This window comes from Streptomyces sp. NPDC036764, assembly GCF_055609385.1.
In genome coordinates, this window is record NZ_JBVJPT010000002.1 from 65,088 (window position 1) to 89,844 (window position 24,757).

21 protein-coding genes and 1 pseudogene are annotated in these 24,757 nt (G+C 70.9%); 11 read left to right on the forward strand and 11 right to left on the reverse strand.

Annotation, left to right across the window (positions count from 1 at the left end; genetic code table 11):
• Window positions 1-26: 26 nt before the first annotated feature.
• The 4 genes from ACZ69Q_RS11895 to ACZ69Q_RS11910 form a co-directional block, all read right to left on the reverse strand.
• Entirely contained in the window at window positions 27-1,085 is a 1,059-nt protein-coding gene (locus tag ACZ69Q_RS11895) for a vWA domain-containing protein (protein ID WP_471040421.1), read from the reverse strand.
• 274 nt (window positions 1,086-1,359) lie between these two features.
• Complete coding sequence (locus ACZ69Q_RS11900) at window positions 1,360-2,052, reverse strand: TetR/AcrR family transcriptional regulator (RefSeq protein ID WP_471040424.1); 693 nt, start codon at window positions 2,050-2,052, stop codon at window positions 1,360-1,362.
• A gap of 74 nt (window positions 2,053-2,126) precedes the next feature.
• Window positions 2,127-2,774, reverse strand: a complete 648-nt coding sequence (locus ACZ69Q_RS11905; protein WP_471040427.1) for an HAD family hydrolase — start codon at window positions 2,772-2,774, stop codon at window positions 2,127-2,129.
• Window positions 2,775-2,776: 2 nt separating this feature from the next.
• Window positions 2,777-3,976, reverse strand: a complete 1,200-nt coding sequence (locus ACZ69Q_RS11910; RefSeq protein ID WP_471040430.1) for an acetyl-CoA C-acyltransferase — start codon at window positions 3,974-3,976, stop codon at window positions 2,777-2,779.
• Window positions 3,977-4,191: 215 nt separating this feature from the next.
• On the opposite strand from ACZ69Q_RS11910, the gene ACZ69Q_RS11915 reads away from it, so the two are divergent.
• Complete coding sequence (locus ACZ69Q_RS11915) at window positions 4,192-5,025, forward strand: alpha/beta fold hydrolase (RefSeq protein WP_471040433.1); 834 nt, start codon at window positions 4,192-4,194, stop codon at window positions 5,023-5,025.
• Between the two features lie 50 nt (window positions 5,026-5,075).
• A complete protein-coding gene (locus ACZ69Q_RS11920; RefSeq protein ID WP_471040436.1) occupies window positions 5,076-5,897 on the forward strand; it encodes an SCO6745 family protein in 822 nt (273 codons plus the stop codon).
• Between the two features lie 121 nt (window positions 5,898-6,018).
• On the opposite strand, the gene ACZ69Q_RS11925 is transcribed toward ACZ69Q_RS11920, so the two are convergent.
• The 5 genes and pseudogenes from ACZ69Q_RS11925 to ACZ69Q_RS11945 all read right to left on the reverse strand — a co-directional run bounded on the left by ACZ69Q_RS11925 (window position 6,019) and on the right by ACZ69Q_RS11945 (window position 12,404).
• Window positions 6,019-6,408, reverse strand: a complete 390-nt coding sequence (locus ACZ69Q_RS11925; RefSeq protein WP_471040438.1) for a hypothetical protein — start codon at window positions 6,406-6,408, stop codon at window positions 6,019-6,021.
• Window positions 6,409-6,570: 162 nt separating this feature from the next.
• Window positions 6,571-7,667 (reverse strand): annotated as a pseudogene (locus ACZ69Q_RS11930) (MerR family transcriptional regulator).
• 201 nt (window positions 7,668-7,868) lie between these two features.
• Entirely contained in the window at window positions 7,869-11,120 is a 3,252-nt protein-coding gene (locus ACZ69Q_RS11935; protein WP_471040441.1) for a carboxyl transferase domain-containing protein, read from the reverse strand.
• Window positions 11,121-11,122: 2 nt separating this feature from the next.
• Window positions 11,123-11,695, reverse strand: coding sequence for an AMP-binding enzyme (locus ACZ69Q_RS11940; RefSeq protein ID WP_471040442.1), 573 nt, complete (start codon window positions 11,693-11,695; stop codon window positions 11,123-11,125).
• Window positions 11,696-12,257: 562 nt separating this feature from the next.
• Window positions 12,258-12,404: a hypothetical protein gene (locus ACZ69Q_RS11945; RefSeq protein ID WP_471040445.1), complete on the reverse strand. Its 147-nt coding sequence runs from the start codon at window positions 12,402-12,404 to the stop codon at window positions 12,258-12,260.
• A gap of 175 nt (window positions 12,405-12,579) precedes the next feature.
• Between ACZ69Q_RS11945 and ACZ69Q_RS11950 the strand changes: the two genes are divergently transcribed.
• Window positions 12,580-13,353 (forward strand): calcium-binding protein, encoded by a 774-nt coding sequence (locus ACZ69Q_RS11950; RefSeq protein WP_471040447.1) that lies wholly within the window; start codon window positions 12,580-12,582, stop codon window positions 13,351-13,353.
• Between the two features lie 65 nt (window positions 13,354-13,418).
• Complete coding sequence (locus ACZ69Q_RS11955) at window positions 13,419-14,195, forward strand: calcium-binding protein (RefSeq protein WP_471040449.1); 777 nt, start codon at window positions 13,419-13,421, stop codon at window positions 14,193-14,195.
• A gap of 841 nt (window positions 14,196-15,036) precedes the next feature.
• Here ACZ69Q_RS11955 and ACZ69Q_RS11960 read toward each other — a convergent pair.
• On the reverse strand, window positions 15,037-16,257 hold the full coding sequence (locus tag ACZ69Q_RS11960; RefSeq protein WP_471040452.1) for an acyl-CoA dehydrogenase family protein: 1,221 nt from the start codon (window positions 16,255-16,257) through the stop codon (window positions 15,037-15,039).
• 118 nt (window positions 16,258-16,375) lie between these two features.
• Between ACZ69Q_RS11960 and ACZ69Q_RS11965 the strand changes: the two genes are divergently transcribed.
• The 7 genes from ACZ69Q_RS11965 to ACZ69Q_RS11995 all read left to right on the forward strand — a co-directional run bounded on the left by ACZ69Q_RS11965 (window position 16,376) and on the right by ACZ69Q_RS11995 (window position 23,956).
• Window positions 16,376-17,212 carry an enoyl-CoA hydratase/isomerase family protein gene (locus ACZ69Q_RS11965; RefSeq protein WP_471040454.1) on the forward strand — a complete coding sequence of 279 codons (837 nt, stop codon included), beginning with the start codon at window positions 16,376-16,378 and terminating at the stop codon, window positions 17,210-17,212.
• Window positions 17,213-17,306: 94 nt separating this feature from the next.
• Complete coding sequence (locus ACZ69Q_RS11970) at window positions 17,307-17,939, forward strand: hypothetical protein (RefSeq protein WP_471040457.1); 633 nt, start codon at window positions 17,307-17,309, stop codon at window positions 17,937-17,939.
• On the forward strand, window positions 17,936-20,530 hold the full coding sequence (locus tag ACZ69Q_RS11975) for a putative PEP-binding protein (protein ID WP_471040459.1): 2,595 nt from the start codon (window positions 17,936-17,938) through the stop codon (window positions 20,528-20,530). The genes ACZ69Q_RS11970 and ACZ69Q_RS11975 overlap by 4 nt, the downstream gene beginning before the upstream one ends.
• Window positions 20,527-21,645, forward strand: coding sequence for an acyl-CoA dehydrogenase family protein (locus tag ACZ69Q_RS11980; protein WP_471040461.1), 1,119 nt, complete (start codon window positions 20,527-20,529; stop codon window positions 21,643-21,645). The genes ACZ69Q_RS11975 and ACZ69Q_RS11980 overlap by 4 nt, the downstream gene beginning before the upstream one ends.
• An 18-nt stretch (window positions 21,646-21,663) precedes the next feature.
• Window positions 21,664-22,083, forward strand: coding sequence for a Zn-ribbon domain-containing OB-fold protein (locus ACZ69Q_RS11985; RefSeq protein ID WP_471040464.1), 420 nt, complete (start codon window positions 21,664-21,666; stop codon window positions 22,081-22,083).
• Complete coding sequence (locus ACZ69Q_RS11990) at window positions 22,080-23,234, forward strand: thiolase family protein (RefSeq protein ID WP_471040467.1); 1,155 nt, start codon at window positions 22,080-22,082, stop codon at window positions 23,232-23,234. The genes ACZ69Q_RS11985 and ACZ69Q_RS11990 overlap by 4 nt, the downstream gene beginning before the upstream one ends.
• Window positions 23,235-23,251: 17 nt before the next feature.
• On the forward strand, window positions 23,252-23,956 hold the full coding sequence (locus ACZ69Q_RS11995; protein ID WP_471040470.1) for an SDR family NAD(P)-dependent oxidoreductase: 705 nt from the start codon (window positions 23,252-23,254) through the stop codon (window positions 23,954-23,956).
• Window positions 23,957-23,962: 6 nt separating this feature from the next.
• Here ACZ69Q_RS11995 and ACZ69Q_RS12000 read toward each other — a convergent pair whose 3' ends face one another.
• Window positions 23,963-24,619 carry a TetR/AcrR family transcriptional regulator gene (locus ACZ69Q_RS12000; RefSeq protein ID WP_471040473.1) on the reverse strand — a complete coding sequence of 219 codons (657 nt, stop codon included), beginning with the start codon at window positions 24,617-24,619 and terminating at the stop codon, window positions 23,963-23,965.
• Window positions 24,620-24,757 lie beyond the last annotated feature (138 nt).

Genomic DNA, 24,757 nt, shown 5'->3' on the forward strand with positions numbered 1-24,757 from the left:
ACCACCCCGCTCTTCACTCATTGATTTCAGAGCATGATGAGCAGACGTGTATTCGGCTTGAGCTTCCTGTTCACCGAACGACTCTGTACGTATACCTCCAACTTGGGGTTGTTCCCTGCCTTCACGGAGAGGGTCCCTTGGACGTCCGTGCCGAAAAGAAGGCTGCGTGCCGCGTCGCCCGTATAGGCTCGGTCGGTGTCCTTTTCAACCACGACAACTTCCTTGTTCTGCTGAACCTGAGCCCGGGCGCCCAACTGGTAGTAGCACGAACCACGTTCGTACGTCACGCCTGGATGCGAGTTGACGAAGGGGCGTATTTCGGCCTCCTTGTCGACTTTCAGGAGCCGGTACCTGTCGGCCGGAATCGGTTCGAGATTCGCCCGCACCTCGTCAACCGATATGTCCTGACCGACGGCGAACAGGTTCTTCGTGCCGCGCACCCCCTGCTCGCGCCCGCGGAGGAAGCTGGTGGCGGCAGCACGCACGGTGCCGATCGCCTCCTCGACGCCCTTGTGGGAATCCGCATCCCAGATGGCGATGTTCCCGGCCGGGAAACCGTAGTTCTGGGCGGTCCGCTTGGCCAGGGAGTTCGGAACTAGGATCGCGGAAGTCCAATGGCCCGGAAGCCCGCCCATCTTCGCCGTGATCCTGTCGAGCCAAGGGCCGAGGATGGCCATGTCGCCGTCGTGCCGCCGGTCACCGCCCGAGGCGTTCTCCTCGCCGTCCGTCACAACGATCTGGAGGAAGCTGTGCTCGCCGTATTCCTCCCAGATATGGCCCAGGTCGTCGAGGGACTTCAGAGAAGCCTCGATGAGGGCCGTAGCGCCGTTGTTGACCTGGTACAGCCCCCGCATGGACGGCAGATGCTTGACGTCCATGTCCCAGACCAGATTCTCCACCCTGTGGTCGAAGGAATAGAGACTGATCCGGGTCTCATGGCCGAGGCTGTCCGACTCGGCCTTCAAACCTGCCACGAACTCGTCCACAACTCGAATGAGTTGACTCTGGTGCGGGCGCATTGAACCCGAACAGTCCACCACCAGCGCGACGTGATTCACCTTGTGCTGGATCTTGTTTGCGGACATGTTTGTGCTCCCCCTTTGAGGCTCTCCCCAAGTGATGTCTCCACTCTATGGGGAGGCACTGACAACGGCCTTTGACGCTCAATCACCTGCCTGAACCGCTCCTGGCCGAGCCAGAGCGCCAGACCAGTGGGGCCGCGTCAGATGCGCCGACGCTCATCCGGGCGAGCCGGCGCCCCCAGGTGAGCGCGCCGATCCGCGGATTGCGCAGGCTCAGAAGGGGCCCGCGGTGTCCGGCGCGGACGAGCTCGCCCGGCGGCCGGTCATGCCTGCTGGATCAGCTCCGGTCAGGGAACCGCAGGGCGTTCGCCCAGAGCCGGGTGACCGTGGAGACGAGTTCCTCGAAGTCCACCGGCGTGCCGTCTTCTTGCCGCTCGCCGAGCACAAAGGCGTTGTAGGCCATGACGCTGACCATGCCCGACAGCGCACGGGATGCCAGCATCGGATCGACCTCACGGTCTGCGACACCGCGCGCTTGCAGGTCGGCAATGCCGCGCGCGTTGCGGCGGATGAACGCGTCGGCTCGCCGGCTTCGGAACTCACGGAACTCCGGCTCCACTTGCGCAACCTGCTCAAGCAGTGCCATCAGCTTCTGGTTGCGCTTGTATGCCTGGAGATACGCGCGATTGCTCGCCTCGAGTACCGCGTAGGGATCGTCGGCACCCTCCACCCGGGCCATCCCGGGGTGCAACATGTCCTCCTGCGCCTCCAGGAGGACGGCGGCCAGCGCCTCTTCCTTGTTGGCGAAGTAGGTGTAGAACGATCCCGCCGCGCACTGCGCCTCTTTGGTGATGTCGGTCAGGCGCGTGTCGAGGTAGCCGTCCCGTTCGAACACCTTGCGTGCCGCCTTCACCAAAGCGGCCCGTGTCCGCGCTCCGCGCTTCGTCGCGGGCGGCTCGCGAAGGTGCGAGAGGGGCGCCATCGGGGGCGGCTTCTCGCCGTCGATCTCCTCGGCCGCGGTGGTGTCCATCGCGGAAACTGTACTTGAACCCGACGCCATGGTCACAAAACCGCCTCCGTCGAAGAAGAGATGTCCTCGATCGGTCAGGCGCTGATCCCGAATCGTTCGGCGAGTCGGTGACGGGTGTCGGCGGCGCTGGTGTGCAGTACGCCGCCGATTCCGATCCTGGCCGCCCCGTCGAGGTTCTGCTGCAGATCGTCGATCATGACCGCCTCCTCGGGGGCGACGCCGAGACGTTCACATGCGATCGCGTAGATCCGTCGGGAGGGTTTGCGGATGCCGACCATGGCGGAGATGACGACCACGTCGGCAATGGCACCGAGGTCGACGCCGTCGTAGGTCCCGGTGCCGAACGAATTGGACACGAGTGCAACGGGATGGCCCGCGACTCGAAGATCACCGAGCAGCGCGAGCATGTCCTGGTCGATCGACATGCCCGCCTGCATTCGGGCCGTGAGTCCCTCGGCCGGTACGTCCGCGCCGTGGGCACGGAGACGGTCGGCGAATCCTCGCTCGAAGGCTTCGGTGTCGATGCGGCCGCACTCGTGGTCGGCCAGGAGTGTGCGTGACGGCTGGTCCCGGCTGAGGAGGTCCAGCGGCAGGCGCGGGTCGCCGCCGAGCGAGGCGCCGAAGTCGGTGAACGCCTGCAGCACACTTGAGGTGATGACACCGCCGAAGTCCACGAGGACCGAGGTTCGGGTCTTTTCCGCGCCGTTCGACAAGGTATCCACGCTCAGGCGACCTCGAACAGTCCGGCCGCGCCCATTCCGCCGCCGACGCACATCGAGATCACCACATACCGAACACCCCGGCGCTTGCCCTCCATGAGGGCATGGCCCACCAGCCGGGCACCGGTCATTCCGTAGGGGTGGCCGACCGAGATCGCGCCGCCATTGACGTTGAACCGCTCCGGGTCGATGTGCAGTTCGTCGCGGCAGTACACCGCCTGGGAAGCGAACGCCTCGTTGAGTTCCCACAGGCCGATGTCGTCGATGGTGAGGTTGTGCTGCTTCAGCAGCTTCGGAATGGCGAACACCGGCCCGATGCCCATCTCGTCCGGTGCACAACCGGCAACGGTCATACCGCGGTACACGCCCAGCGGTTCCAGTCCGCGGCGCTCGGCCTCCCTAGACTCCATCAGCACCGACGCCGAAGCCCCGTCCGACAACTGCGAGGAGTTGCCCGCCGTCACGCTGGAATGTGCGCTCACCTGGCCGTCGGGCAGCACCGGCGCCAGCCCGGCCAGGCCTTCGAGCGTCGTCGACGCGCGGTTGCCCTCGTCCCGGGTCAGGGTCACTTCTTCGTGCCGCGCCTCCCCGGACTGCTTGTCGAGTACCTTCTTGACGCTGTCGAGCGCGACGATCTCCTGGTCGAACCGGCCGGCTTCCTGCGCCGCCGCGGTGCGCTGCTGTGACACCAGCGCGAACTCGTCCTGGCGTTCCCGGCTCACGCCGTAGCGTTCGGCGACGATCTCCGCCGTCTGCAACATCGGCAGGTAGATGCTCGGCTTGTGCTCGACCAGCCAGGGATCCGTCATCCGGTGGGTGTTCATGTGCTCGTTCTGCACCAGGGAGATCGACTCGACACCGCCGCCGGCAGCGACCTGCATGCCGTCCGCGACGATCTGCTTGGCCGCCGTCGCAATGGCCATCAGGCCCGACGAGCACTGCCGGTCGACCGTCATCCCCGACACGGTGTCCGGGAGGCCGGCGCGCAGAGCGGCCTGACGCGCGACGTTGAAACCGGCTGCCCCCTGCTGCACGGCGCAGCCGAAGATCACATCCTCGACCTCCCCGCCCTCGAGTCCGGCGCGTCGCACGGCGTGGGACAGGGCATGGGCGGCGAGTTCCTGCGCCTGGGTGTCGTTGAACGCGCCGCGGTAGGCCTTGCCGATCGGCGTCCGCGCCGTTGAAACGATGACCGCTTCCCTCATGTCGCCTCACTGTTTCCTGTTGGTGCGGGTCGTCCCGGGAGCTTCGGGACCGGGATTCCCTGACACGGGCCACGGCCGCGGGGGGTACGGGGGTCGGCCCACGGACCCCGGTTATAGTTGAATCCGGCGTCATGTTCAACCAATCGGCGGTCTTGACAGCGCACCCCCCTACCTGAAGGCTACCGACCAGTCGGTATGAAGGGGTGGGTCGCGTCGTGACCGAGCAGAGCATCTCCACCGGTGCGGGCGTGTTCGACGCGATCGTGGCGGGTCCGCCCGAGGGCCGCCCGGTGCTGCTGCTGCACGGCTTTCCCCAGAGGGGGCTGGCGTGGCAACGGCAGATCGCGGAGCTGGCCGAGCACGGCTACCGGGTGGTGGCACCCGATCAGCGTGGGTACTCCCCCGGCGCCCGCCCCCAGCGGCCCGAGGACTATCGCATGAGTCTTCTCGTCGACGACGTGGTCGCGATCACGGAGAAACTGGGCTGGGCGACGTTCGACCTGGTCGGCCACGACTGGGGAGGCGCGGTGGCCTGGTGGACCGCCGACGCCCATCCCAACCTCATACGCACCCTTACGGTTGTCTCGACACCGCATCCCGGCGCTCTGGCCACCGCCCTGCGCACCGACGAGGACCAGCGCAGCCGCTCGCACTACATGATCGACTGGCGTGAAACACCCGCGACCGAGGAGCGCATGCTGGCCCACGATGCCGAGCTGCTTCGCGCCCTCTACGCCGGAAAGGTTCCGCAGGACAGCGCCGAGGCCTACGTACGGCACCTGTCCCAGCCAGGCGCTCTCACCGCCGCGCTGAACTGGTACCGGGCAGGCCGCCCGGACGGCGCGATCGGCACCATCGACGTGCCCACGCTGTACATCTGGAGCACGAACGACAGCGCGTTCGGCCCGGCGGCGGCACAGGAAACCGAGCGGTGGGTCAAGGGGCCGTACCGCTTCGAGACCATCCCGGACGTCACCCACTGGGTCCCCGAGGAGGCGCCCGAGACCCTGAACCGCCTGCTGCTCGAACACCTACGAGCGCACGGCTAGTACAGAACCGCAGCGCATCCCCCGTCCCCCGACTCTCCCAAGAGGTGACCGTGAAGACAGCGCGCGCGGCCTGGCGCGGACTCGAACCCGTGCACGGCATGATCTACTTCGTCCCCGAGGCGAGGCGACGGTACGCGGACCTCGGACTGAGCGGACGCGCCGGCTACTTCACCTCCCGCAGCGCCGCGTTCGGCCGAGCATCCGCCGAACTGGTCATCGCGACCTTCTACAACTTCAACCCCGAGCTCGTACGGCAGGCGCTCGACGGGGCCTGGGACTCAACGACGCCCCAGCAGGTGCTGGACGCGCGGTACGCCGCGGCGGGCGAAGCCCTGCGGCGGGCGGGAATCCACGAACTGCCCGCCCTCGACGAGGTCCTGGCACTGACCTGCCGGGCCGCCGAGGCAGCCTGCGAACACGCCCAGGGCCGCCCGCTGTTCGCCGCGCATGCCGCACTGCCCTGGCCGGAGGAGCCGGTGGCGCAACTGTGGCACGCCCAGACGCTGCTCCGGGAGTTCCGTGGAGACGGCCATGTCGCCTGCCTGCTGAGCGAGGGCGTCGGGGCCCTGGAAGCCCTGGTTCTGCACGCCGCCACCGGCGAGGTCCCCGTCGGCTTCCTCAAGGCCAGCCGCGCATGGCCCGAGGAGGAGTGGGCCGACACCCAGGAGCGCCTACGCAAGCGAGGGCTCCTCGACGGCGACTCCCTCAGCCCAGACGGCGTACTACTGCGTCGCCACATCGAGGACCGCACCGACCGCCTCGCCCTTCCCGCCTACGCCGCCCTGGGCGACGCCGACTGCGAACGCCTCGCCGAACTCGCCGGCCCCTTCGGTCGCGCCGTCGTCGAAGCCGGCCTTCTGAAGCTCGGCTGACCGTGCCCTTGCCCCTCCGCCCCTGACCCCGCCGCATCGGAGTTGCAGGCATCACCGAGCGACGGCATGCCCCCCTCGCGGATCCCGCCCCGGCCGGGCTCAGGTTCGGCCGGGGCGGGTGTCAGATGGTGGGCGACTTCCCGCGGAGGAGGGCCGTGCGGAGGGCGGAGTGCAGGCGGGGTGTGTTCGTCCACTCGTGGTCGCGCGACGGGGAGACCCGCCAGTACGGACCGGGGTGCGTGACGCGGTGCAGCGGGGGGATCGCCACGTGGCAGCCCCGGCCCAGGACACGCACCTGCGGCAGCTCCCAGTCGGCGGCGGAGCCAGGAGGAATCAGCCAGTACAGCCGTCCGCCGAAGCCGTCCCCGATCACGGCTCCCGTCTCGTCTCCGAGGTTACGGAGTGCGTCGATCCCGAGGTCGAGTACGGCGTCCCACCAGCCACCCGCGGCCACGATCCGCACCTCGACTCTGCCCGGTTGCAGCCACCACGGGGTCCTGAAGACTGTCATCGCACTCACCGGCTCTCCGATCCGACACCATCTGACCCTGGGGCTTGGCGCCGTCCTCGTGGCTCAGGTTCGAATTCAAAGCCCTGATCACCCTTTCGCTGGTCTCGGCCGAGTGCCGCATCGCCTTCACAGACTCGTCGATAGATGACGCTGCGAGACGGTTCAAGCTATGAGCAGGCGGAGGCCGAGATCTGCCGCGTCGAGGCCGGCGAGGTCGCTGTTGCGCTCGGCCCACCGGCCGGAGTCGAGGTCTTCGCTGAGGCTTCGCACCGCCCGCTGCTCGGCCTCCGGCCCGACTCTCGTCCACACCGACATCGCACGGCGCACGTGATCCTCCAGATAGGCCCCCGGTCGGCGCCAGTACGCCTCGAACAGGCCGTCAGCGCAGTCCCACGGGATGGGCACCGGCTCAGCGCGGGCGCCGATCGCGTCGGCCATCCCGGCAAGCGCGGGGTATTCCGCGAGAACGGCGCCGAACTCGGGCAGGTAGTCGCGGGTAAGCCGGAACCGGTCATGCCATCCGAGCTCGTCGGTATCGAACGTGAGCACCACCACGCGGCGGGCCACGCGCCGCATCTCGCGCAGCCCCGCTATCGGGTCCCCCAGTGGTGAACGGTCGAGACGGCCATCGCGACGTCGAAGGACCGGTCCTCGAACGGCAGGCTCTCCGCGGCGGCGGCCACGCACGGCGCCGAGCCGGCAGGCCGCTGCCTCCGCATGACCGCCGATGGCTCCACTGCGGTCACGTGGCGATCCGCAGGCTCGTAGGAGCCAGTGCCGGCCCCGACGTTCAGCACCGTCTGCGCGTCCCCGAGCGCGGCCCAGATCTGCGCGGCGATCCGCGGCTCGGTACGCCGTGTCACGGGGTAAGCGCCGCCGATCGCGTCGTACAACCGTGCGCCGAGCATCTCCAGTTGCTCCTCCGGTGTCACCCTCTGCCCCTTCGCCCGTGCCTCAAGTTCCCTTTCGATTGCCGTCACCATGGCGTCAGCGCGATCACGCCGTTCCAGCAGCAGGTCGCGCAGTCGGCGCAGGTGTGCGACCGCGTCCGTGGCAGGGTCGTCGACCAGTTCCGCAACCTCCCGCAGCCCGAAGCCCAACCGCCGATACGCCAGCACCTCCCGCAGCCGCTCCACGTCGGCCGCCGAATAGGCCCGGTACCCGGCCGCGGTCCGCGCCGAGGGCCGAACGAGTCTGATCTCGTCAAAGTGATGCAGCGTGCGGACGCTCACGCCGGCCGGCTCGGCCACGCGTCCCACGGTCCAGTGATCCTCCACGGCACCGACTTTGCCGTCTGACGCCACGTGAGGGTCAAGAGCCTCACTCACGGCAGCAGGAGCCGAACGCGAAGCAGCGGTCCGAGGCGACTCCTGCGAGGCAGAGCGATGGTCCGGCTCAGCGAAGCAGGCGTGCCCGGCGACCATGGAAGAACGGGCCGTGTCCCGGGCGTCGGCGGGCCTTCACCAGGGGTCGACGCAGCGGCGCGAGCCGCGCTGCCCGGACTCGGGGTCATGCAGCAGCGTGCTGATCCAGCGCCGGGACTCGGCCGGGTCGATGACGTCGTCGATCTCGAAGACCGATGCGACGTTGAGGGCCTTGCCGTGCTCGTAGGCGGCCGCGACCCTGCGGGCGAACTCCCGCTCGCGCTCGTCCGTGTCCTCGATGGCCGCCAGCTCCCGGCGGTAGCCCAGCCGCACCGCACCCTCGATGCCCATCGGCCCGAACTCGCCCGTGGGCCACGCCACCGTGAACCGGGGGATGCGGAAGCCGCCGCCGGCCATCGCCTGGGCGCCCAGCCCGTAGCCCTTGCGCAGCACGATCACCCCGAAGGGCACCGTGAGCGCCGAGGCGTGTACGAACATGCGGCTGACATGCCGGACGGTCGCGGTCTTCTCCGCCTCGGGGCCGACCATGAACCCGGGTGTGTCGCACAGGGAGACCACCGGCAGCCCGAACGCGTCGCACAGTTGCATGAAGCGGCTCGCCTTGTCGGCCGCGTCGGAGTCGATGGCGCCGCCCAGATGCCGCGGATCGTTGGCGAGGATGCCGCACGGACGGCCCTCCACCCGGGCCAGAGCGGTGACGACGCCACGTCCGAAGTGCCGTCGCAGCTCCAGGACGGAGTCTGCGTCCGCGAGGGTGGCGATGACCGCACGCACGTCGTACGCCCGCCGCCGGTTCTCGGGAATGAGGTGGCGCAGTCGGCGCTGGTCGGGACACTCCCATTCCGTCACCGGTCCCTGGAAGTACGACAGATACGTGCGCGCCAGCCGGACTGCATCCGCGTCGTCCTCGGCCTCGAGGTCGATGACGCCGTTCGCCCGCTGGACCTCGACCGGCCCGATGTCCTCCGGGGCGAAGCTGCCCAGTCCCCCACCCTCGATCATCGCCGGGCCGCCCATGCCGATGGTGGCCTCGGGCGTGGCGATGATGACGTCGCAGCAGCCGAGCAGCGCGGCGTTGCCGGCGAAGCAGCGCCCCGAGCCGATGCCGACCAGCGGCACCTTCCCGCTCAGGGACGCGAACAGCGCGAAGGCCGTGCAGTCCAGGCCGGCGACCATCGTGCCGTCCACATCACCCGGCCGGCCGCCGCCGCCTTCGGCGAACAGGACGACGGGCAGGTGTGCCTGTTCGGCCAACGCGAAGAGCCGGTCCTTCTTGCGGTGGCCCGCAATGCCCTGGGTGCCGGCCATCACGCTGTAGTCGTACGACATCGCCACCACGCGGGCGGACCGGGGGCCGAACCGGTCGGCCCCCACCGTGCCCACCCCGCCGACCAGGCCGTCGGCGGGGGTGCGGCGGATGAGGTCGTCCAGGGACCGGCGGCTGCGCTGGGCGGCGATGGCCAGGCCGCCGTACTCGACGAAACTGCCCGGGTCACACAGGTCGGCGATGTTCTCGCGGGCGGTGCGCCGCCCCTCGGCGTGCCGCCGGGCGACCATCTCGGGGCGGTCGGCGTCGTCGCCGAACCGCTTGCGCGCCCGCACCTCCTCCAGATCGGCGCGTGGGGCGTCCGGATCCGGCCGCTCCTCGGGGCGCGGCTCACCGTCCGCCGCGCCGGTGACCTCCATCACCACCAACGGCTGGCCCTGCTCGACCAGTTCACCCAGTTCCGCCCGTACGGCGACGACCACGCCGTCGCCCGGCGCCTGGAGCAGGTGCTCCATCTTCATGGACTCCAGGACCACCAGGGTGCTTGCGGCCCGTACGCGCTCGCCTTCGGCGACGGCGACGTCGACGACGGTGGCCGTCATGGGGGCGGTGACGGTGAACGTGCCCTGTGGCTCCAACGCGTCGGTAACCTCAGCGTCCTTCTCCTCGTCTGTCTCCTGCGGGACCAGTGCGGGCAGGAGTTCGTCGAGGAGCGCCGTGTGCAGCCGCCCGGCGACGACCTCGGGTGCCTCCAACAGCCGCCGCAGCACCTCGGTGTTGGTGGCGACTCCCTCGACCATCAGCTCCGCAAGGGCGCGGCGGGCGCGGGCGAGCGTGGCGGGCAGGCTGCCGGAACCGTCGTGGGCGACGAGCTTGGCCAGCAGCGAGTCGAAGCGCGGGCTGACCCGGCCGCCGGGAAACGCGGCGGTGTCGACGCGCACACCCGGACCGGCCGGCGGCCAGAAGACGTCCAGGGTGCCGGCGGAGGGCAGCACCGTCCCGTCGGGGCGGACCGTCTCGGCGTTGACCCGCACCTGCACCGCGCAGCCGCGGGGAACGGGAGCCTGCCCCGCCCCGATGCGGTCGAGGCTCTCGCCTGAGGCCACCCGAAGCTGGGCCTTGACCAGATCGATGCCGGTGACCTCCTCGGTGACGGTGTGTTCGACCTGGATGCGCGGGTTGGCCTCGAGGAAGTAGAAGCCCGCGGAGCCGTCGCCGGTGTCCACGAGGAACTCGAACGTGCCGAGACCGGCATAGGCGACCTCCCGGGCCATGCGCAGCGCCGCATCATGCAGCCCGGCCCGCACCGCCTCGTCGAGGCCGGGCGCCGGCGCGATCTCCACGATCTTCTGCCGGTGTCGCTGCAGGCTGCAGTCGCGGTCGCCGTAGCCGACGACGGCGCCCGTGCCGTCGCCGAGCACCTGCACCTCGACATGGCGGGCACGCCGCAGCAACTGCTCGACGTAGACCGCGCCGTCGCCGAAGGCGTGCGAAGCCTCCGAACGGCAGCGCCGGACGGCCTCCTCCAACTGCCCTGCCTCGTACACCGCCCGCATGCCGCGCCCGCCGCCGCCGGCGACCGCCTTCACCATCACCGCGGCACCGTCGCCGAGGCCGGCCATGAACGCACGCGCCTCCTCGATGCCGGTGTCGCCGTACGTCGCCGGCAGCACCGGCACGCCGAGGCGCGCGGCGAGTTCACGGGCCGCGCTCTTGTCGCCGAGCGTCCGCAGCACCTCGGGGCGCGGCCCGACCCAGGTGAGTCCGGCGTCGGTGCACTGCTGTGCGAAGTCGGCGTTCTCGGCCAGCAGCCCGTAGCCGGGGTGGACCGCGTCGCAGCCCGTGCGCACCGCCGCGCCGACCAGGGCCGCCGCGTCCAGGAAGGCCCCCGGCCCCTCGCCGTCGAGCACCACGACCTCGTCCGCCATGCGGGTGTGCAGCGCGTCCGCCTCGTCGCGGGAGCGCAGCGCCACCGTCAGCAGGTCCAGCTCGCGGGCGGCGCGGATCACCCGTACCGCGATCTCGCCGCGGTTGGCGATCAGCAACTTGGCCAGACCCATCGTCACCGGTCCTTTCCGTGAGCATCGGCAGCGGCCGGGGACGCCGGAGACACGGTGATGCGCGCGGCCTGCTCCAGCAGCTCGCCCTTCTTCACCTTGCCGGTGGTGGTCATGGGCAGGGCGTCGACGCACCTCACCACGGGCACCTTGTACGGCGCCATGTTCGCCCGCGCCCACGCGCGCACGCCCTCGGCGTCAAGCACGGCGCCGGGGCGGGCGTGGACGAACGCCAGCGGCACCTGGCCCCGTTGGGGATCGTCCATCGGTACCACCGCCGCGGTCAGCACATCCGGGTGCCTGGCCAGCAGCGCCTCCAGCTCGGACGGGAAGACGCTCATACCCGAGACCTTGATCATCTCCTTGTTGCGGCCGAGGTAGTGCAGGCACCCGTCCTCGTCGATCATTCCCATGTCGCCGGTGTAGGGATGGCGCCGGGCCCAGTGCCGCAGGTGGTCGGTGAGCGGCCGCTGCCCGAGCGGGTACACCGCCTCCCTCGGCATTGAGGCCGGCCATACGCGCTGCTGGCGGGCCCATACGTCGGCCAAGTACTCCTCCACGCACGCGTTGTCCGCCACGACGGCCTCCACTCCGCTCTGGCATACCAACTGGTCGGCATGTGCCGCATCACCGTAAAGGGAGCCCGCGAGCCGGGACAAGGGTCCGAACGCAGCGGGAGCAGGCTTGGAGCTTCCGTCTCCTTCAACTGCGCGAGGCCGGGCCGACGACTGCCGACCCGCCGCCGATGATCCCCACACCGGCAGGTTGCGAACAAGCCAGAGCCGCGCCAGGAGGCTCGCGTACGTGTCCGAAGCGCTCTGGCGCAGTGGCGGCCCGGCCGCCACTGGACGCCTCTTGACGTCCACCTTCTACACCGAGGCAGGCCGGGATACCCAGGGCCGCCGGCGCAGAGCCCGAAGCCGCTTGGACATGCCGGCGGAAAGCCCTGTTCACGAACCCATTCAGATCGACCGTGCGGACCGAATCAACTCGCCCCGCGACTAATTGAATTCGATAAGGGTGAATCGTGAATTGACGCAGCCGGGGCTGATGCAAATCAAGCGCAGACATGCGCGCAGTTCATCCATCCCCGGTCAGGGTCACGATCCACGCGCGGAGACCGTGTATTCGGCAATGGCGCTAAAACGGCTTCAGCACGACCTCGCATCCCGGCATGCTCTGGGTGCCCGGGCGCCAGGGCCGATCACCGGTCGAGCAGGCGTCGGCCATGGCGCGATGGGAGGGGTCTTCGAGCAGCCGCACGTCCAGCGCTTGCGGCCACACCATTGCCCCCGTTTCCCTCGCACTCCGCGAAGGCAGGCCGTTGGGTCCCGGCTGCGGCCGGCTGACCACGCCCCGGAGCCGTCAATCTGTCTCCTCCGATTGGCCCGGTGAACCAAGCAAAAGGAAATGCGCACGGCTGCGAGATCGAAATTCAGCGCTCTATCGTCAGGAGCAGGTCATGAAGAGAACGCGTCATCACACCGTGGCACTTCTGGCCACGGTGTGCGGTTTCACTCTGTGCCTCACGGGCGTAGCCCGCGCGGCCGGCGCACCGACGTCACACATTCTCGCCACGACGCTGGTCAACAAGACCGGCACCACCATCACGGTCACCGCCGGAGTCGGACGGGGCAACACGATCAGTGTCTGGCAGTCGGGCAACGGCATCAGAATCAGAGACACCGGAGACACGGTCGTAGCGTCCGGCGACTGCTACGCCATCAGCACGACCGAAGTCGCCTGCAGGGCCGCCGACACCACCGAACTCGTGGTCAACGCCGGCGACCAGGACGACAACGTCACCTCCTCGCTGGCGGCCCTCGGCGTCACCCTGATCGGCGGTGCCGGCAACGACAACCTCTACGGCGGATCCGCCAACGACACCCTCGAAGGCGACGAGGGATCCGACTTCCTCTCCGGCGGCGCGGGCAACGACACGCTGACCGGGGGTACCGAGGCGGACAGGATCTTCGGCGGCTCCGGCAATGACTCCATCGAGGGACGCGGCGGCTCGGACATCGTGGACGGCGGCGCCGGCAACGACGTGATCTACGGCGGCGGCGGCAACGAGCGGATCGTCGCCGGTGCCGGCAACGACTACGCCGAGGGCGGCAGCGGCCGGGACACCATCGACGCCGTGGACGACGTCAGCGGCAACGACTACGTCGAAGGCGGCGCCGACGTGGACGACTGCCGTGCCGACTTGGGCGACAACGTCAGCGGATGCCCCTGACCAGCATGCGCGAGCAGCACGCAAGCACCCGTACACGGCGAGACAACACGAAAAGGCGGGCACCAATGAGAACACGAAGCATCTACACCACGGTGGTGGCGATCGGCGCACTCACCTGCGCCTCGCTGACCGCCGCCTCCGCCGCGCCCGGTGCGGCCGTCGGCGGAAGCCTGGCCGGCACCACGGTCGTGCAGGAGGTGGGCGACATCCTGGTCGTCACAGCCGACCGGGGTGTGGCCAACGACATCACCATCCGGCGTCAGGGCAACGTTGTCGTGGTGACGGACGCGGGGGACACCGTGGCCGCCGTCGCCCCGTGTCAGTCGACGGGGACGCACACGGCAGAGTGTCCGCTGCCCGTCACGTCGATACGGGTCAACGCCGACGACGCCGACGACAGCGTCACCATCTCGCCGAACCTGGAGGCCGCCGGAACGGTGATCGGCGGTGCGGGTGACGACCGCCTCAACGGCGGCCCCCGGGCGGACCGGCTCGTCGGCGACGATCCCGCTGCCACCGGACTGCGGGCGACGCCGGGCAACGACACCATCAACGGCGGCCCCGGCAACGACACGATCTCCGGGCTGGCCGGCAACGACACCATCAACGGCAATGCCGGCAATGACACCCTCAACGGCGACGACGGCAACGACACCCTCAGCGGCGACCAGGGCAACGACACCCTCAACGGGGGCCGCGGCAACGACACGCACACCGGCGGCGAGGGCAACGACACCCTCAACGCCGTGGACAACGTGATCGCCAACGACAGCCTCGACGGCGGCCTCGGCTTCGACACCTGCAACCGCGACACCGGCGACACGGCCCTCAACTGCCCCTGATCCCGGCACTTCCCCGGTACTGCACCGCACTCTGTCGTCGGGCCGGGGAAGCGTGAGAGCCCCCTGGGACCGATCGGGTCGGAGGCATCGCCGGACAGCCGTACCGGCTGTCCGGCGACAGGGTGACAGCCGGGCAGAGCGACAGCAGGCGATGACCGGCAGTCTGGTCGGCGATACCAGCGGTGGTGGGGCCCTTGGTGAGACCGCGCTCGGCGCCTGCCGAAGGTGCCGCCCGTACGCGGCTACTGCACCGGTTGTGCCACGTGTTGTGCACGCGCCGAGTCAGCACGCCACCTCCGAATCACCCCCAACTACACCTCCAGGACAGCACTCATCTCCTGCCTCTCCAAGCCTCTCAACCGCCCCTCCACGAGCGGGCATGGTGGTTCCACGCATAGCCACGCCCCGAACTATGTTGCCCCACCACATGTGCGCCTGACCTGCACGTTTCTACGGTGTGCGAACACGTACCCGTCCCCACCGCACACGAGGAAGTGGCGCACATGGCCTCCGGAACCACCGCTCCCCCACCACCCGCGAACCTCCGGCGCATCGTCGCCGCCAGCCTCATCGGCACCACCATCGAGTGGTACGACGACTCATCCGATCGGAGCTAGGACCTGCGGATTTGCCTCCCGGGCAGCCTGAAAGTCAGCACCAGACCAGCACCGGCACCGAACCGCGCCGACTCACGGCTTCACGGTCGACGTAGTCGCGAGCAGTCGACGGCCCGTCCGGCGCACGGAACCACGCGGTATACGTCCGGGCTGCGCGGCGGGACATCGCCTGACCCGTGGATCCCGGGCGAGACGGGCCCGGAACGCCTCCCACGGCGACGCCGTCATGAGCCGTCGGCGGCACCGGTTCGCGGCTGTCGGTAGGGCCGCACCGCGCGGCGCGCAATGGCGAATCGGTGCGTCTCCGAAGGGCCGTCGTAGATCCGGAACGGCCGCACCTCCCTGAGCAGACGGGCCAGCGGGGCGTCGGCGGCCGAGATGCCGAGCGCTCCGCAGATCTGCACCGCCCGGTCGACCACCCGGTTCACCGCCTCCGCCACGAAGGTCTTGGACACGGAGGTGAGTTGCGAGGCGGCGGCGGAGCCGGTGTCCAACTCCCAGGCGGTACGCAGGATCAGCGCGCGGCTCGCCTCGATGTCGATCTCGGAGTCGGCCAGCATCTGCTGGACCATGCCGAGGTCACCCAGCACCGAGCCGAACGCGGTCCGGCTGCCCGCCCGCTCCAGTGCCACCTCCTGGGCGCGGCGCGCGGCTCCCAGCCAGCGCATGCAGTGGGTCAGCCGGGCGGGACCGAGCCGGACCTGGGCGCCGTCGAAGCCGCGGTCGACCGCGCCGAGCACCTGCTCCTCCCCCACCACGCACTCCTCGAAGACGATCTCGCTGTGCCCTGCGAAGAGCGACTCGTCCAAGGTCTCGATGGTCCGGACGATGCGCATGCCAGGGGTGTCGGCGTCGACCAGGAACATGGTGGCGCCGCCCGGGTCACCGGGACTGCCGGAGGTGCGGGCCATGACGATGGCGAAGCCGGCCCCGTCGGCCCCGGTGATGAACCACTTGCGGCCGTCGATGCGCCAGCCACCGGGGACCCGGGTCGCGGTGGTCCGCAGGGAGCGGGGATCGGCACCCGCCCCGGGAGCCGGTTCGGTCATGGCGAAGCAGGACCGTGTCTCGCCCGCGGCGAGCGGACGCAGGTACTTCTGCTTCTGCTCTTCGGTGGCCACCTTCTCCAGCAGATGCATGTTGCCCTCGTCCGGGGCCGCGCAGTTCAGCGCCAGCGGTCCGAGCAGCGAGTAGCCCGCGGCTTCGAACACCACCGCCTGCCCGCGCAGGTCGAGCCCGTGTCCGCCCCACCGCGTCGGCACATGGGGAGCGAACACACCCGCCTCACGCGCACCTTTCTGCAGGGCTTCCCGCAGGGCCTCGGGAGCATCGTGCACGGACCCGCCGCACTCGCGCTCGGCCGGGATCACCACCTCGCGTACGAACTCGGCGGTGGACGCGGCGAGTTGGGCAACAGGCGGATCGACATCGAACTGGATGGGCACGGGACCTCCCGCCGACAGGCGTACGGGCATCGACGCCCGTCGCGTCCTAGAAACTGTACAGCGTCTTCAGTATCTTGCCGGGAGGCACCCGGCGACGGGAAGACGACAGGAGAAAGCCATGAGCCTCCCCGCGAGCGCCGAGCCGGTCCGGATCGTGCGCCACCCCGACGGTGTCGTCGAGGTGAGGCTGGACGATGCCGGGCGGGGCAACGCCCTGGACCTCAGGACCGCGGAGGCACTGCGGGACACGACCGCCGAGGTGGCGGCGGACCCGGGCGGCGCGGTCCTGCTGCGGGCTGCGGGCGGCAGCTTCTGCGTGGGCGGTGACCTGCGCGCATTCGCCGGTCGCGGCACGGAGACCGGCGCCTATGTGCACGCCGTGGCCACCGCCGCGCACGCCGCGATACAGGCTCTGCACGACCTGCCGGTGCCCCTCGTGACCGCCGTGCGCGGCGCGGCGGCGGGCGGCGGGGTCGGTCTCGCCCTCGTGGGCGACATCGTCCTGGCGGCGCGGTCCGCGCGCTTCCGGCTGGCGTACACGGCGATCGGACTGACGCCGGACTGCGGGGCCTCATGGTTCCTGCCGCGTCTGGCGGGCCGCCGCCTGGCGGCGGACCTGATCCTCACCAATCGAGTCCTGACCGGCGACGATGCCGAACGGTTGGGCCTGGTCTCCCGGTCCGTGGACGACGCGGAACTGGACGACGCGGCGCACCGGACCGCCGCCGGTCTGGCTGCCGGCGCCGCTGGCGCGCTGCGCGCCGCGAAGGGTCTGCTGCGCCCCGGCGCCAGTGAAGAGCTGCGCCGCCACCTCGCCGAAGAGGCGCGACTGATCGCCTTGCTGGCGGACGGCGGGGAGGCACAGGACCGTATGGCGTCGTTCCTCGCCGCCCGGGGCCGCTCGAAGGCGGGAGACGGCGGGACCGGGGCCAGGGAACCCGAAAGTGTTTCTTGAATCCCTCTTCACTAACACCCCGCCCGGAGCGTAACCTCCGGGCAACACAGAACCGAGGAACCGGTCACCACTGAACCGGGGAAAAGGTGTGGCGATGCAATCTGCTGCCGTGGACCTTCCGGACGCTCCCGACGAGACCCTCACCGAAGCCGTCGTCGACCTCGTTCTGCGTGGCATGTGGCGCGGCCGGCCCGAGTCCGAGCACCGCCCCCTGGTCGACGCGGGGCTGGCGATGGTGAAGGGGCCGGTGGTGCTGCCGACCGAGCGGGCCAAGGCCACCGCCTCGCGGATCCTGCGGGTTGCCGCGGGCTCCGAGCAGGAGGAGCGGATCACCGCGGCGTACGAGGCCTTCCTGCCGGTCAACCGGAAGATCCGCGACGTGTGCACGGCATGGCAGTGCCGCTCCGACGGCACCGCCAACGACCACTCCGACAGCGGCTACGACGCCGAGGTGCGCGAGTCGCTGGAAGACGTGCACGAGGCCATCCAGCCCGTGCTGCGCAGGCTGGAGCGGGTGCTGGCGGGCAGCGGACGCTACCTCACGGCCCTGGAGAAAGCCCTCGACCACTTCGACGAGGGCGCGCTCGAGTGGCTGGCCTCACCGCTGTGCGACTCGTACCACACCGTGTGGATGCGGTTGCACCAGGAGCTGCTGCTGGTTCTCGGCATCAGCCGGGCCCAGGACGAGGCCCGCGAAGAAGAGCTGGTCACAAGGAGCCGAGGTTGAGCGTCACCGACCGCGAGGCGGGCCCGCTCGCACAGTCCGAGGCTCCCCGCACACCGTCCGAGACCCCCGGCCGGAGCCTGGTGCCCTACGGGCAAGGTCGGATCCGGGGCCTCGACACCGCTGAACTGGGCGCGCACGGCGCGGCGATGGACCGGCTGGTGGCCCTCGGGCTGCCTGTCGTGCCGGGCCTCACCGTGCCCGCCGACGCCTCCGCGTCCCTGTGCGAACCCGACACCGCGAGATCCGCCGTCGAACTGGTCGAACAACTCTCGGGACGGCGGATCGGCGACCCGACCCGGCCGCTGCTGCTGCGCCTGTCGGCGAGCGCGCCGACCGAGATCGCCGGGCTGCCGCCCGACCTGGCGTGTCTCGGCGTGACGCCCGGCAATGCGGGCGATCTGTGCGCCGTCATCGGTCGCGCGGAGGCGCTGCACGAGGTGTGGGCCGCCACCGTGCGGATGATCGCCGAGTACGCCCTCGACGTCCCGGGTCCGGTGCTCGACGACGCCCTCCTCGACACGCCCGAGCCGCGGGCACGGGTCGAAGCACTGCTGTCGCTGGTGGCGCAGCGCGGCTCCGAGCCCTTCCCCGACGACCCGGCAGAGCAGCTCGCACTGGCCGCCCGCGCTCTCCTCGGCCGATGGGACTCACCGCGTGGGAGAAGGTCCCGCCGGGCCCAGCGCCTCCCCGACGATCTCGCCGTCGCCCTGCATGTGCAGGCCCTGCGCATCGGCCCGGCGGACCACTCGGGCCACGGCACGGCGGTCAGCCGCCACCCCGAGACCGGGCGCCTCTCCCCGCAGGGCTCGTTCTTCCGTGGGGTGCGCCGCAGCGCCCCGCCGCCCCACACCGGTGAACCGCTGGAGCGGCTCGCGGGTGGAACCGCCCTGCTGGAGCACTCCCTGCTCACCCTGGAACGCCATCTGCACGCGCCGGTGTCGGTCGACTTCGAAGTGCGCGACGACGAGATCTCCCTGCTCGCCGCCTCGGCGCAACTGCGCCCGCCGCTTCGGGCGTCGGTGTGTCTGGCCGCGGACCTGGCCCGGGACGGGGCGCTCGGCCGAGATGAGGCCGTACGGCGCATCACTCCCGCGCAGGTGCAGGAGCTGCTGCATCCTCAACTCCGGCTGACCGGCGGGGAGGAGCTCCTGGTGAGGGGGCTGCCCGCATCCCCGGGGGCGGCGACCGGAGCGGTCGCGCTGTCCAGCGAGCGTGCCCTCGAACTGGCCGCGGACGGCACTCGGGTCGTGCTCGTGGCTGCCGAGACGAACCCGGCGGACGTGCCCGGAATGCTGGCCTCCGTCGCCGTGCTGACCGGCAGCGGCGGCATCGCCTCGCACGCCGCCGTGGTGGCGCGGGGCGCCGGCAAGCCCGCGGTGTGCGGCGCCGAGGGGCTGCGCGTGGACCGGGCCGCCGGGACGGTGCGGATCGGGGACCGGGTGCTGAGCGAGGGAGACCCCGTCTCTCTGGACGGTCGCACCGGCGCCGTCTACGCGGGGACGCTGAGCGTCAGTGTCGCCGGACCGCCGCCCGAACTGTCCACCCTGCTGGAGTGGGCGGACGGCATGCGCCGGCTGGGTGTGCGGGTCAACGCCGACACGGCCGCGGAGGTGAGCACCGCCGTCGCCCTGGGCGCGGAGGGTGTCGGGCTGTGCCGTACGGAACACCAGTTCCTCGGCGAGCGGCTGCCGCTGATCCGCCGGGTGATCCTGGCCGCCGACCCGACGGCCCGCGACGAGGCGCTGCTGGCGCTGGAGCACGCCCAGCACGAGGACTTCAGGGCTCTGCTGGCGGCGGTCGGAAACCGCCCGGTGACCGTGCGCCTGCTGGACGCCCCGCTGCACGAGTTCCTGCCCGCCCGCGGGCAGGCCCTGGACGCGGCCGAGGAGCAGCGGGCCGCCGCGCTTCGCGAGGCGAACCCGATGCTCGGGCTTCGCGGAGTGCGGCTGGCGCTGCTGCACGAGCGGCTCTACCCGGCGCAGGCCGAGGCGCTCTTCACCGCCTGGGCCGATGTCGCCGCCACCGGAGTCCGCCCGGAGCTGGAAGTGATGATCCCGCTCGTGAGTCTGCCGGAGGAACTGGCCGCCGCGGCCGCGTACGTGCGCGGTGCCGCCGATGCGGTCGCCGCCCGGACCGGAGTGGAGGTCCCGTACCGGCTCGGCACGATGATCGAGACCCCGCGGGCCGCGCTGCTGGCCGGCGCACTCGCCGAGCACGCCGAGTTCTTCTCCTTCGGCACCAACGACCTCACTCAGCTCACCTACGGATTCTCCCGGGACGACGTCGAGCGCCAGGTGCTCGCCAACTACCAGGAGCGCGGGTTCCTGACCGCCAGCCCGTTCGCCCGCCTCGACCCGCACGGGGTGGGCGCGCTGATCGACCTGGCGGCAGAGCGGGCGCGGAGCGTACGGCCCGGCATCAAGCTGGGCGTATGCGGTGAGCACGGCGGGGACCCGGAGTCGATCGCGTTCTGCGACGACCTGGGCCTCGACTACGTCTCGTGTTCCGCGCACCGCGTGCCGGTGGCCCGGATGGCGGCCGCGCACAGTGCCCTGCGGCAGCGGTGCGACGAGAGCGGGAGCGCACGATGACGAGCACCGTGACGGACGGCGCCGCCCTGTCGGAGACCGAACTGGACGACCTGCGCGAGACCGTTCGGTCGGTGTGCGCCGACGGCGGCGGGACCGCCGCGGTACGCCGGATGTCCGAGGCGGCCCCAGGCATCGACGCCGCGTTGTGGGACACCCTCGGCCGGCAGGTCGGGCTCGCGGCCCTCGGTCTGCCCGAGTCGGCCGGCGGCATCGGCGGGCTCGCCGAGATCGCCGTGGTCTGCGAGGAGTTGGGCAGGACGCTGGCGCCGGTTCCGCTGCTGTCCTCCACCGTGCTGGCCGGGCAGGTGCTGGCCGGCTGCGGCACCGCCGACAGGGCACTGGCCGAGCTGGCCGAGGGCACGGTGCACGCCCTGGCGGTGGCGGCCCCCGACGGAGCGTGGCGTTCCGACGCCGTGCCGGTGGCCGTCTCCTGGCAGGGCAGCGTGCCGTTGCTCGACGGCACGGCGCCGTTCGTCCTCGACGGCGCCGACGCCGAAACGCTGGTGGTGGCCGCGGCCGGTGCCGACGGGGTGGACCTCTTCCTCGCCGACCCGCGCGAGCCGGGGGTCACGGTGCGCCGGGTGCCGACCCTGGACCTCAGCCGGGGCCAGGCGGTGGTCACCTTCTCCGGTGCCCGGGCCCGGTCACTGACCGCCGGAGGCGAGGGGGCGGACGTCGTCTCCCGCGCCCTGGACGTGGCCCTGGTGGCTCTGGCCGCCGAGCAACTGGGCGGAGCGCAGGCCGCGTTGGACATGACGGTGGCCCATGTGCGCGACCGTACCCAGTTCGGCAGGGCGATCGGCGGCTTCCAGGCGGTCAAGCACACCTGTGCCGACATGCTGCTCCAGGTCGAGGCCGCGCGGTCGGCCGTGGTGCGCGCGGTGCGGGCGGCCGACTCTCCCGAGGCGCTGGCCGAGGCGGCGGCGGTGGCACAGGCGTGGTGCGGCGAGGCGTTCGTGTCCGTCGCCGCCGAGTGCGTGCAGCTGCACGGCGGCATGGGCTTCACCTGGGAGCACGACGCACACCTGTACTTCCGGCGCGCCCAGTCCGACGCCGTCCTGCTGGGCGGCGCCGCACACCATCGGGAACGGCTGGCCGGGCTGCTGGGCTGGTGACGTGGAAGGCGGAACGGCATGACCACCAGACTCATCGACGAGGTGTTGTTCGACGACGGGGATCCACCGCGTCTCGCGGGCGCGCGCTGCTCCGCGTGCACGACCGTGGTCTTCCCCCGGCAGGACTCGTGCCCCAAGTGTTCGGACGGCGCCATGTCCGCGCATGTGCTGCCCGTGAGCGGGCGCGTGTGGTCGTGGACGCTCCAGGCCTTTGCGCCGAAGCCGCCGTACCGCCCGCCGTCCGGCGGTCACCGGCCCTACCACGTGGGCTACGTGGACCTCGGTGAGGTGCTGGTCGAGGCGCTGCTGGCGGTTCCCCGCGCGGAGATACGGATCGGTCTGCCGGTCCGGCTCACCACGGTGCCCGCGTACCAGGACGAGGACGGAACCGAGGTCGTGACCTTCGCGTTCCGTCCGGACCCGAACGGGGAGCGATGAGCCGGACGGACGAGGTGTACGTGGTCGGGTGCGGGATGCATCCCTTCGGCCGCGACGAGAGCGTCACCGGCATGGACATGGCCGAGCGTGCGATACGCGAGGCGCTGGCCGACGCCGGTGTCGCCTGGGAGGACATCGGCTACGCGGCCGGCGGCTCCGACGTGTCCGGCAAGCCCGACACGCTGGTGGGCCGCCTGGGCCTGACCGGTGTGCCCTTCGTCAATGTGCAGAACGGCTGCGCGACCGGCGCCTCCACCGTGCTCGCGGTGGCCAACGCGCTGCGCGCGGGCGAGGCCTCGCTCGGACTGGCGGTGGGGTTCGACAAGCACGAGCGGGGCGCGTTCCACGTCTCCGCGGCCCGCTACGGTCTGGGCGACTGGTACGCCGAGACCGGCATGATGCTCACCACACAGTTCTTCGCCCTCAAGACCCAGCGATACCTGTACGAGCACGGGATCTCGGAGCGGGCGCTGGCGATGGTCGCCGCGCGGGCCTTCCGCAACGGCTCGCACCACCCCCTGGCCTGGCGGCGCAAGCCGCTGACGGAACCGGAGATCCTGGACTCCGCCGAGGTCAGTCCCCCGCTCACCCAGTACATGTTCTGTTCCCCCGGTCAGGGCGCGGCCGCGCTGGTGCTGGCGCGCGGCGACCGCGCCTTCGACCTGTGCGAACGGCCGGTGAAGCTGGCGTCGTTGGCCTTCCGGACCCGGCGGTTCGGCTCGTTCGAGGTGTTCTCCCCCTGGCTGCCGCCGGGACCCCACCACAGCCCCAGCGTCGACGCCGCGGAGGCGGCCTTCCGCGCGGCAGGGGTGCGGCCCGCGGACGTGCAGGTCGCCCAGTTGCAGGACACCGACAGCGGCTCGGAGCTGATCCACCTGGCGGAGACCGGGCTGTGCGGTCACGGCGAGCAGGAGGAGCTGCTGTCCGCCGGGGAGACCGATCCGACGGGCCGGATACCGGTCAACACCGACGGCGGCTGCCTGGCCGGCGGAGAGCCCGTCGGCGCCTCCGGGCTGCGGCAGTTCCACGAAGTCGTACGGCAGTTGCAGGGCCGGGCGCCCGGTGTGCAGGTGCCGGGTGCCCCCCGGGTGGGCTTCACCCATGTGTACGGGGCGCCCGGGATCAGCGCGTGCTCGGTCCTGACGGTGTGAGAGGCGGCGAGCGAGCCATGCGGCACGGCGAGAAGACGGCACTGGTGACCGGCGGGGCACGCGGGATCGGCCTGGAGATGTGCCGACAGCTCGCGGACCAGGGGCTGCGGGTCCTGGTCGGGGCGCGAGGACGGGAGGCCGCCGAGGAGGCGTGCCGCGTCATCGGCCCGGCGGCGCTGCCGCTGGCCCTGGACGTGACGTCCGCGAAGAGCGTCACGCAAGCGGTCCGGGAGGCAACGGGGCTGACCGGTGGGATCGACGTGCTGGTGAACAACGCGGGCGTGTCCCTGGACCGGGAACTGCGGCCCCCGTATGTCGATGAGGACATCCTGCGGGCGACCCTGGACACGAACCTCACCGGCGCCTGGCGGGTGGCCGAGGCCGTCGTCCCGGGCATGGTGGAAGCCGGCTACGGGCGGGTCGTGAACGTCACCAGCTCCTACGGTTCGCTGGCGCTGATGGACTCCGGTCGGCACCCCGCCTACCGGATCTCCAAGACGGCGCTCAACGCCCTGACCCGTATGCTCGCCGCCGAGCTGTCCGGCACGGGCGTGCTGGTCAACGCCGCCGACCCCGGCTGGACCCGCAGCGGCATGGGCGGGCCGTCCGCCCCGCGCGGCCCGGAGGAAGGGGCGGACACCCCGGTCTGGCTGGCGACCCTTCCCGAAGGCGACGAGACGACGGGCGGGCTGTTCGCCGACCGCAGTCCGCTGCCCTGGTGAACCGCCTCAGGGCCGGGACGGGGCCGGCTTCTCCTCGGCGCCGACGATGCGCAGCGCCAGCGCCCTGACCGCCTCCAGCACGGACCGGGAGGGCAACTGGGACAGCGGTCCGCCCTCCGCCCGCAGCGCCGTGACGAGCATGGTCGTGCTGATCAGTGTGCGGACCGCGAGGGCCTGCCCCGCGTGCCGGGCCTTCGCCGCCCGGGGGCTGCGAGTCGTGCCCTCGGGCAGATAGTCGTAGCCACGCTGGATGTGCCGCTGCTCGAACTCGTCCCGCAGCACCTTGACGCTGCCGTTGGCGGAGGCTACCTGGACCTGGTACAGACGGGCCTCGTCCGGGTTCTGCTCCACCCAGTCCCACACCGCGTCGATGACGCGGACCAGGCCCTCCGCATCACCCGGCTCGGACTCCGGACGCGCCGCCTCCACGACCGCGTTCAGATGGTCGAAGACCCGTCGCATCGCGAGTTCGAGCAACTCCTCTTTGCCGTCGAAGTGGTAGTAGACGGCGGTGGGCACCACCTGTGCCTCGTCCGCGATGTCCTGGATGCTGGTCTCCGCGAATCCGTTGCGGCCGAACACCCGCACGGCGGCGGAGATGATGTGCTGCCGCCGCGAGGGCCGGTGGGCGGGCTGCTTGCCGTTCTTCGTGGTGGCCATCATGCTCCCTGCCGACTGCCGTGAACCCGCGTCCGTGGGCCCTGCGTACTGACCATTGTATCCAGTTACTACTCCCGCCCGACGGCATAATTCCTGCTACACAAGCACCTCCGGAGCACCGGGTCCCGGCATACTTGACAC